The sequence below is a fragment of the Ichthyenterobacterium magnum genome (assembly GCF_003610635.1).
In the GTDB taxonomy this organism is placed as follows: Bacteria; Bacteroidota; Bacteroidia; order Flavobacteriales; family Flavobacteriaceae; genus Ichthyenterobacterium; species Ichthyenterobacterium magnum.
The window spans coordinates 1-7,833 of sequence record NZ_RAQJ01000010.1 but is presented as its reverse complement, the minus strand read 5'-3'; the positions used below and the strand labels follow the sequence as shown (position 1 = coordinate 7,833).

The following is a 7,833-nucleotide window of genomic DNA, read 5'->3' as shown; positions in this document are numbered from 1 at the left end:
GTTTAACCCCTAAGATGGAACACATTTACTTTAAGGACGGGAGTGCGAAGCACGAAGTAATTAAAGTTCGCCTTTGGCGAATGTGTTCCATCGGTCTAGTATAAGAATAGTAGTGGACTTATAGGCACTAACTTTTCGGATAGACACAGACCTTTTTTATATTTACTTACTTTCATTTTAGCGATTAAACCGCTATTATTTTTATACATTGTTAGCCACAGTTAATTTTCGGATTTAATTTTTTTTAATTTAGTATAAGTAGTATAGCCTCCTAATTCATTTGCTTTTTCCCAAGCAGTTATTGCTTTTGCTTTTTGCCCAGCTTCCAAATATGCATCACCTAATCCATTGTAACTATGACTTAATTTTGGAAACATCTTAGTATTCAATTTAAAAATCATAATAGCATCTTGAGTTTGTCCAGAATTCAAAAGATAATGACCTAATGTTACTAATTGTCGTTGATGAAAATTGTATGAGTTTGGAGCATCTCTTTTTAGATCGATATATCTTTCGATAGCTTTGTCAATTCCTTCTTGCTTAATTATAGAGTCTACTATTTTTCTGATTTGTGGTTTTTTGCTTAAGGTTGCCAATTCATCTAATCCATGTTTAAGCAATTCATTTGAATAATATTTTCCACGTAAAATTAATCCTTCAATATTTTTAGTATGTCTTATGTTTTCTAATGGATTTTTGTTTAGAAGCAATAAACTTGCTCTTTTAGATTGTTCTACAGTCCCTATTTTATCTTCCATTTGCAAGAAAACGGCTGGGTTAATTGTTGCTGTTTGTAATGCTTGTAAAGGAGTAATATTGCCTTCCTCTACATATATTCTTAATTCATCATGTAAGCTAAATCCCGGATAACAAAATTCCATCACATAGTCTGTTCCTGCTAAAAATTTTACACCTCCTTCAACCATAGGTTTTAATAAATCAACATTTAATTGATATTGTTTTTTGCTCCAATTATAAACCGCAGAATCACGTTTTGTTTTTAAAGAATCTTGAACATAATAATCAACAATAGCATAATCAGGCATATAGCTATTCAGAGTTGTTGGATTAAAATCTGAGTCATATTTTCTAAAAAAACCTTTATCTACTACTAGAGTTGGAGTTATAAAAGAATTACTATTTTTTAATAATTCTATTAGTTTTGTAAGACGTTTTTTTTCTAAATTGTCAATATCGACATCTAAAGCTCCAATGCCTATATACTCAGAATACTCTTTAATATTATCCTGAAGTTCAAGTGCTACATTCTCACCTTTTAATTTTTTAATATAGTTTTCATATTGAGGATGTAAAAACCCTTTTACTTGATAAAAATGCTCAAAACTTAATTGGTTCGCTTTTATTGCTTCTTCCACAGTAATTTTTTGTGGAATATGACCAACCATAGGAATATTTTGTTTTTTGCATTCATCTGCAATTGCAAAATATACTTCACGTTCCAAGCCAGAATATACTTTAATAAAGTCTGCACCTGCTTCCTTTTGTGTTCTTACTATTTCTCTACCCTTTTCTGGAGTGTCTGCTATATTAGATGCTCCACTGTGAGTAGGGTTTGCCCCTTCAACTAAAAAGCCAGCACTTAAAATGTCTGGGCCTATTAAACTTCCATTATCAATTTTATTCTTAACATTACTTAATACTGGGAAATTCCCCCACATATCTCTTATTCCAGTAACTCCATTAGCCAATAACATTGGGAAGAAATGTTCATAGGCATCAATCCAATGAGCATGCATATCCCACAATCCTGGTATTAGGTATTTGTTTTTGCCATCAATAATTTCTGGCGCAACAAAATTAATTCTATCATGCTCTTCAATATTGGCTATGCTATCTCCAATTATAAGTACATCTTTATTGGTACTTATTTTTCCAGTTTTAACATTGATTACGTTTACATTTTCGATAAGAAGATCACCTTTTAAGTTCTGCTTACAACCACATATAAAAAATATGCAAACTAAATATAATCCAATTGTTTTCATCTTGTATAATTCGGTTTCATAATTGTGGCTAACGTGTTTGTATATGGTTTGTTGCGTGGTTAAGCAACTAAGTTAACAAATAAAAACCGAATAGAAAATCCGCGAGGATTTTCGCAAGTAGGCTAGAACTAGCAATAAATTATATACGGTGTTGTAGCCAGTTATTTTTCTGCATCTTTCCATTTAAAATCTGTGTTATAATTTCCTAAATCTAATGCTAATTTATAATTTTTGACATAGGTGTTATCTTTAACTTTCTCAATTTTGAACATTGCTGCTTTCGTAAGATTTAAAGAGTAGTCCACACTTGAAGGTGTAAGTCCAATGTTGTAGCCCAAAGCTTTTGTTCTAACACTTGGATAAATTATTCCGTTTATTCCTTGATTCAACGCTATGTGTGAATAAATGCAAGAAATTTTATAGTCATTATGAGTTTTTATATTTTCTTTTGCGAACTCATCAGAGAAAAATTCTAATATAAGTTCTATCTGTTCAACGTTATTTGGGTATTGTTCGGCAATTATCTTTCTTCCTTTTTCGTGTGAAATTTTGATATCTTCGATATCCTCGATATTTTTTTTGTTAAAAATCAAGTCTATAACAGTAATTGGTTTTGTTATTGTCCATTTTCCTAAAGTCATTAAAAAATATGCATCTGTCATTCTGTTATTAGGAATATCTCTAAAAATTTCACTAGTTTCAATCAAGCTTGTAATCCGTGAATATTTTATTTCTTTTGTTGAAATCGCACCATAGAACATTGATTGGAAAGGTGAATTTGCTCTTCCAAATTTCTCAATATTCTTGACATCTTCTCTATATGATATTTGGTTTTCGGATGTGAATATTTCTCCTATATTTCTGTTTATTCTTACTCTGTCAACTTCTATATTAACCAAATCCCTTTTAAGAAAAGGAATTATTCCAAATTCATTTTCAAGAATCTGCCATAATTTTCCAAATCCAATTTTACTTAAATCACATTCTTTCAATTTTTTGATGCTCTTTTTTAAATCATCAATTTTAGGAATATGTTCAAAGGTTTTCTGTTCGTTCATTAAAAGTTAGGATTTTTTAATTGGCTACCGGTCTCGTATAACCGTCAGTTACGGGTTAAAGTTAATAATTTTCGGTTAAGAACTGACGTTAGCAATTCCGAGTGGATTCGGACGCAGTCGAATCCGCCGTAATTGCGGTTATACATTGTTGTAGCCAGTTTTTATTTTTTCAATCAGTTTGTCAATCCGTTCATTTCTACACCAAGCAGTTCGGTCAAAATTAATTTCGTGAACAGTTTTACCGTTATTCAAAATGTGCAAAATCCTTTGTTTTCCAAAAAGTGCATCTTTTGAATTATAAAATTTATACGATAGGTTTTTATAATTATAGTAATTGTTTTTTTCTTGATTATTTGCCAGATTAACTGTTTTTATATTCAGTATTTGGTCAGAATCGTTAAAGTCAATTTTGAAGACTTCTCCGAGCGTATATTTTTTTCTAATTCGGTAAATGAACCAAACGACAACAGATAGTGAAATTAAAATACTAAAAAGAAAAGCGTTTTCGGCAAGAAATTCAGTCACAGGATTAATTCTAGTTGCTCGTCCGTTTGCAATAAATAAAGGTATTGCAATCCAACTTGCTAAAAAGAGAACAATAAATAGGACAATATATTTGATTCCGATTGTCAAATAGTTCAAGTCAGAACTAGGTTTTTCTATTTCGTAACTGTCTTTCATAAATTGGGTACAACTAAGGGGTTAAACGTAGTTCAGCTATGATAACGAAGATACAATAAAATGGATAACAATTCTATGATACGCCTCTTCCTTATAAAATCATGGAATTGTTCATCAATTAGAAGATGTTAATCATCGTTAATTGCCATTTTATTTTATTGGGAGTTAGAGAAGCTGTACCAAATTACTTTTAACCGACGATGTTACACGTTTTAGCTCGAAGCTTGCTAAAGGCGATATACTTATATTTAGTTCAAACTAGTAATTTGGTTTAACCCCTAAGATGGAACACATTTACTTTAAGGACGGGAGTGCGAAGCACGAAGTAATTAAAGTTCGCCTTTGGCGAATGTGTTCCATCGTGTTTGTGTATGGCTTGTTGCGTTGGCTAGGACTAAGTTAGCAAAAGAAACCGAACCAATAGGAAAATCCGATAGGATTTTCCGAGTACACACAAACCAAGCAATTGGTTATACACGTTGTTGTGCTTTCGTTATTTATAATTTAATCATATTGAGTTTCCTTAAGAATTTTATCAATCAATTGGTCTAATTCTATAAACAGATTTTTGTTATCTACCATCCAGTATAAAAAATTGTCAGTAAGATTTTCGAATTCAATTTCTTTAAAAATTTGAAATTTATCCACCTTCAGGTTTGATTTTTCTTTCCAATTTAATGGACCATAGGCATCGATGTCTTTATAGGAATATTTTTTTGATAAGTAGGGAGAAATCTCGTTATCAGATATTGCAGTAAATCTTGTTGTTCTATCTGTCAACGCCTTCATCGTTCGTCCCCAATTATATATTAAATTAACTAGTTCCTTATTTTGGAGTAAATCCAAACGACCTGATTGTATGAGACCAGAAATGGTGTTTTCCGAGGGTCTGAATATAGGAGGGTCAAAGGCATAAAAAAGTAAACTGTCGACATTTTGCTTTCTAAGATAATCTTCGTCTTTGCCCATAATATTCATTAATTGTTTAAGGGCTGCCTCACATAATTCAGCTTCCTCAATTCTTCTTTTTAAAATCGTTTTGTTTTGCAAATATTCGGTATGAATGTTCTTTACAATGGTTTGTTCTTCAAGCTTCTGGATTCGTTCTTGGTTCCAATTATTGATTTGAAGCGCAATCAAAATTCCAATAACCACAAGAACTATCTCTCCGATAGCGTATTTAAAGTACTTTCCAGTTTTTCCCTCGGAAAGTAAATTTTGTCTAATTTTTCTAAAGAACTTTATCATTAGTTAATTTGTGCTTTAGTTATTATAATTTTCTATCGCTGTTAATAATTCATTTCCAAAGGTTACTTGTTCCTCATAAAAACCTGTGAGTTCTGCTGTGAACAAAAAACCTCTATATAAAATTGATAATACTATATCATTTCCTTTGTGTTCGGTTAACATATCTGTATAATTGCCTAACGCTTCTCGCATTTTCTGATTTGGTCTTTTTTCAAGTTCTAACCAACTTGAAAAGAAACCACTTTTATGTAATTCCAAGTCCAAATCATTAGCCCATACTTGTAAACTTGTTTCTTCAAATATTACTTTGTCAACTGAATTATAATAATTATATATCAATTCTTCTATTTCAGAATTATCAAGGTGTTGTAAATATCCAGAGTTTTTTAAAGATTCAAACCCACTACGATTGAAATTCAAAGGTTGCTCTATAATCATTGCAAATACAGCATTGGTGATTTTTCGCTGGTCACTCCAATCTTTCTTGGAAATCAATTCTGTAGCCTGTGCACACAATAGTGATTGTTGCGACCTTGTCTCCATCATAAATTCTGCAACTTTAATATCGCTTTTTACATTTATTGCGATTTTTTCCAAGTAATTCTTGAGGGCTTTTTTTTCGTTTTTGATTTGATTTTGGTTGTTGACTTGAAGTGCAATCAAAATTCCAATAACAACAAGTATTATTTCGCCAACGGCATAAATTAAATACTTACTGAATTTGTTTTCAGATAGTAGTTTTTGTCTAAATTTTCTAAAGAATTTTATCATTGGTTAGCAGTTTCTGATAATGAAGCACAACTTAGGGGTTAAACGTAGTTCAGCTATGATAACGAAGATACAATAAAATGGATAACAATTCTATGATACGCCTCTTCCTTATAAAATCATGGAATTGTTCATCAATTAGAAGATGTTAATCATCGTTAATTGCCATTTTATTTTATTGGGAGTTAGAGAAGCTGTACCAAATTACTTTTAACCGACGATGTTACACGTTTTAGCTCGAAGCTTGCTAAAGGCGATATACTTATATTTAGTTCAAACTAGTAATTTGGTTTAACCCCTAAGATGGAACACATTTACTTTAAGGACGGAAGTGCGAAGCACGAAGTAATTAAAGTTCGCCTTTGGCGAATGTGTTCCATCGGTTTCGTGTATGGTTTGTTGCGTTGGCAAGAACTAAGTTAGCAAAAGAAAACGAATCTGAGGAAAATCCGTAGGATTTTCCGAGTAAACACAGACTTAGCAATGAATTATACACGTTGTTACCCACAGTTATTGTTCAATTATTGGGTCAAATTGACTATCAATACAGTTAATAAAACTCATTCCGTTTGCTTGTTCAGGTTCTCTAATAAAACACACATATCCATATTCTAAAAAAGTTTCTTCGTTTTCAATTACGATTTTATATTTGTATGAACCAAACTCTAATTCAGAGTCATCAGCTTGATTTAAACCAAGAAATGCGTTTTCTGATGGGTTTTGCGGAAAAACAGTTTCGTCAACATTGTTATAACTTTGTGTTTCAAATACGACATTGTCATCTAAATCATAAATTGTAACAGTATTATTTTGGTAAAATTCTATGTTCTGAATTTCAAAGTGGTCATTAAAACCATCGTTATTTGGTGTGAACATTCCAACTGCTTCAATTTCTCCCAATGTTTGGTCTAAATTATCCACATTCGAGTTTGCGAAAGGATTTTCTCCACAACAAAGGAAAGTTTCTAATTCAGGTTCTGGCTCATCGTTGCTATCGTCGCAGCCATAATTTAAAAATAATGCTATTAATATCAATGTTAAATTCGTAATTTTCTTGTTCATCTAGATTTTTGTTTAATTGTGGGTAACGTGTTTGTATATGGTTTGTTGCGTGGTTTAAGCACTAAAGTTAACAAATAAAAACCGAATAGAAAATCCGCGAGGATTTTCGTAAGTAGGCTAGAACTAGCAATAAATTATATACGGTGTTACCTGCCGTATTTTTTTCGGACATTTTTAAATCGTTTTTCAGATGTCTGTAAAATAATAACTCCATTTATAGCTCTCGAACCATAAATACTCGCAGACTGTTCTTTAGTCAGATAAGTAATTCCATATGTTTCTACGAGCAATAATTCTTTTAAAGGTTCTCTGTCTTGTAAAGGATAACCATTAACAACTAATAATGGTTCAGGATTTCCATTTACGCCATCTCTAACTCTAATTTTGACATTTGGATTAGAATCCGATATTATTATTTCAGTATCATTTTCTGTTTTTTTTGAATCGTAATTCAAGACTTTATGAACTAAAGAATCTACATATTTATAGAGTTTTTGTTCAGTCAATTTGTCAAAATTCATAAGTTTGAGTTCTGGCTCACTTTCTTTATTTAATTGAATGATTCGGTATTTATCAATTAAATTTCCATTTTGATAATATTCTATAATTTGTCCGAAATCTTTTTTCCTCAATTTGATTTTTTCTTTTCCAACGATTCCGCTTATTCTGGGTGGTTCTGTGCAAATGTTTAATTCATTAGTCTTAAATTTCCTTTTTTCAATAGTCCATTTAGTTTGGTAACAATCTTTAATATTTGGATAAAATTTAATTGTGTCGGTTTTCGCAAATAATTCACTATTCGTTTTCCATATTCCTCTCAATTCCTTTTTCTTAATTTGAGAGAAAGAGAAGTTAATTAAAAGTAAAAAACTTATTGTTAAAGTAGTAATTTTCATTTGTGGTTATATGGCAGGTAACTTAGGGGTTAAACGTAGTTCAGCTATGATAACGAAGATACAATAAAATGGATAACAATTCTATGATAAGCCTCTTCCTTATAAAATCATGGA

7 protein-coding genes are annotated in these 7,833 nt (G+C 31.2%); all 7 read right to left on the bottom strand.

What is annotated here, in order from left to right; translation table 11 throughout:
• Positions 1 to 221 precede the first annotated feature (221 nt).
• On the bottom strand, positions 222 to 2,006 hold the full coding sequence (locus tag BXY80_RS13780) for an amidohydrolase family protein (RefSeq protein ID WP_120202937.1): 1,785 nt from the start codon (positions 2,004 to 2,006) through the stop codon (positions 222 to 224).
• Between the two features lie 161 nt (positions 2,007 to 2,167).
• A complete protein-coding gene (locus BXY80_RS13775; RefSeq protein ID WP_120202935.1) occupies positions 2,168 to 3,064 on the bottom strand; it encodes a hypothetical protein in 897 nt (298 codons plus the stop codon).
• 138 nt (positions 3,065 to 3,202) lie between these two features.
• The gene (locus BXY80_RS13770; RefSeq protein WP_120202933.1) at positions 3,203 to 3,745 is read right to left on the bottom strand and encodes a hypothetical protein; all 543 of its coding nucleotides are present in this window, start codon (positions 3,743 to 3,745) and stop codon (positions 3,203 to 3,205) included.
• Positions 3,746 to 4,249: 504 nt separating this feature from the next.
• Positions 4,250 to 4,993, bottom strand: coding sequence for a DUF6090 family protein (locus BXY80_RS13765; RefSeq protein ID WP_120202931.1), 744 nt, complete (start codon positions 4,991 to 4,993; stop codon positions 4,250 to 4,252).
• Between the two features lie 15 nt (positions 4,994 to 5,008).
• Complete coding sequence (locus BXY80_RS13760) at positions 5,009 to 5,764, bottom strand: hypothetical protein (protein WP_120202929.1); 756 nt, start codon at positions 5,762 to 5,764, stop codon at positions 5,009 to 5,011.
• A 507-nt stretch (positions 5,765 to 6,271) separates the two neighbouring features.
• Positions 6,272 to 6,823 (bottom strand): T9SS type B sorting domain-containing protein, encoded by a 552-nt coding sequence (locus tag BXY80_RS13755; protein ID WP_120202928.1) that lies wholly within the window; start codon positions 6,821 to 6,823, stop codon positions 6,272 to 6,274.
• Positions 6,824 to 6,969: 146 nt separating this feature from the next.
• The gene (locus BXY80_RS13750) at positions 6,970 to 7,719 is read right to left on the bottom strand and encodes a SusC/RagA family TonB-linked outer membrane protein (RefSeq protein ID WP_120202926.1); all 750 of its coding nucleotides are present in this window, start codon (positions 7,717 to 7,719) and stop codon (positions 6,970 to 6,972) included.
• Positions 7,720 to 7,833 lie beyond the last annotated feature (114 nt).

What these genes read in the sequence shown, in the direction of transcription:
- BXY80_RS13780 (WP_120202937.1), bottom strand. Translation starts at nt 2,006, where the DNA reads ATGAAAACAATTGGATTATATTTAGTTTGCATATTTTTTATATGTGGT.
- BXY80_RS13775 (WP_120202935.1), bottom strand. Translation starts at nt 3,064, where the DNA reads ATGAACGAACAGAAAACCTTTGAACATATTCCTAAAATTGATGATTTA.
- BXY80_RS13770 (WP_120202933.1), bottom strand. Translation starts at nt 3,745, where the DNA reads ATGAAAGACAGTTACGAAATAGAAAAACCTAGTTCTGACTTGAACTAT.
- BXY80_RS13765 (WP_120202931.1), bottom strand. Translation starts at nt 4,993, where the DNA reads ATGATAAAGTTCTTTAGAAAAATTAGACAAAATTTACTTTCCGAGGGA.
- BXY80_RS13760 (WP_120202929.1), bottom strand. Translation starts at nt 5,764, where the DNA reads ATGATAAAATTCTTTAGAAAATTTAGACAAAAACTACTATCTGAAAAC.
- BXY80_RS13755 (WP_120202928.1), bottom strand. Translation starts at nt 6,823, where the DNA reads ATGAACAAGAAAATTACGAATTTAACATTGATATTAATAGCATTATTT.
- BXY80_RS13750 (WP_120202926.1), bottom strand. Translation starts at nt 7,719, where the DNA reads ATGAAAATTACTACTTTAACAATAAGTTTTTTACTTTTAATTAACTTC.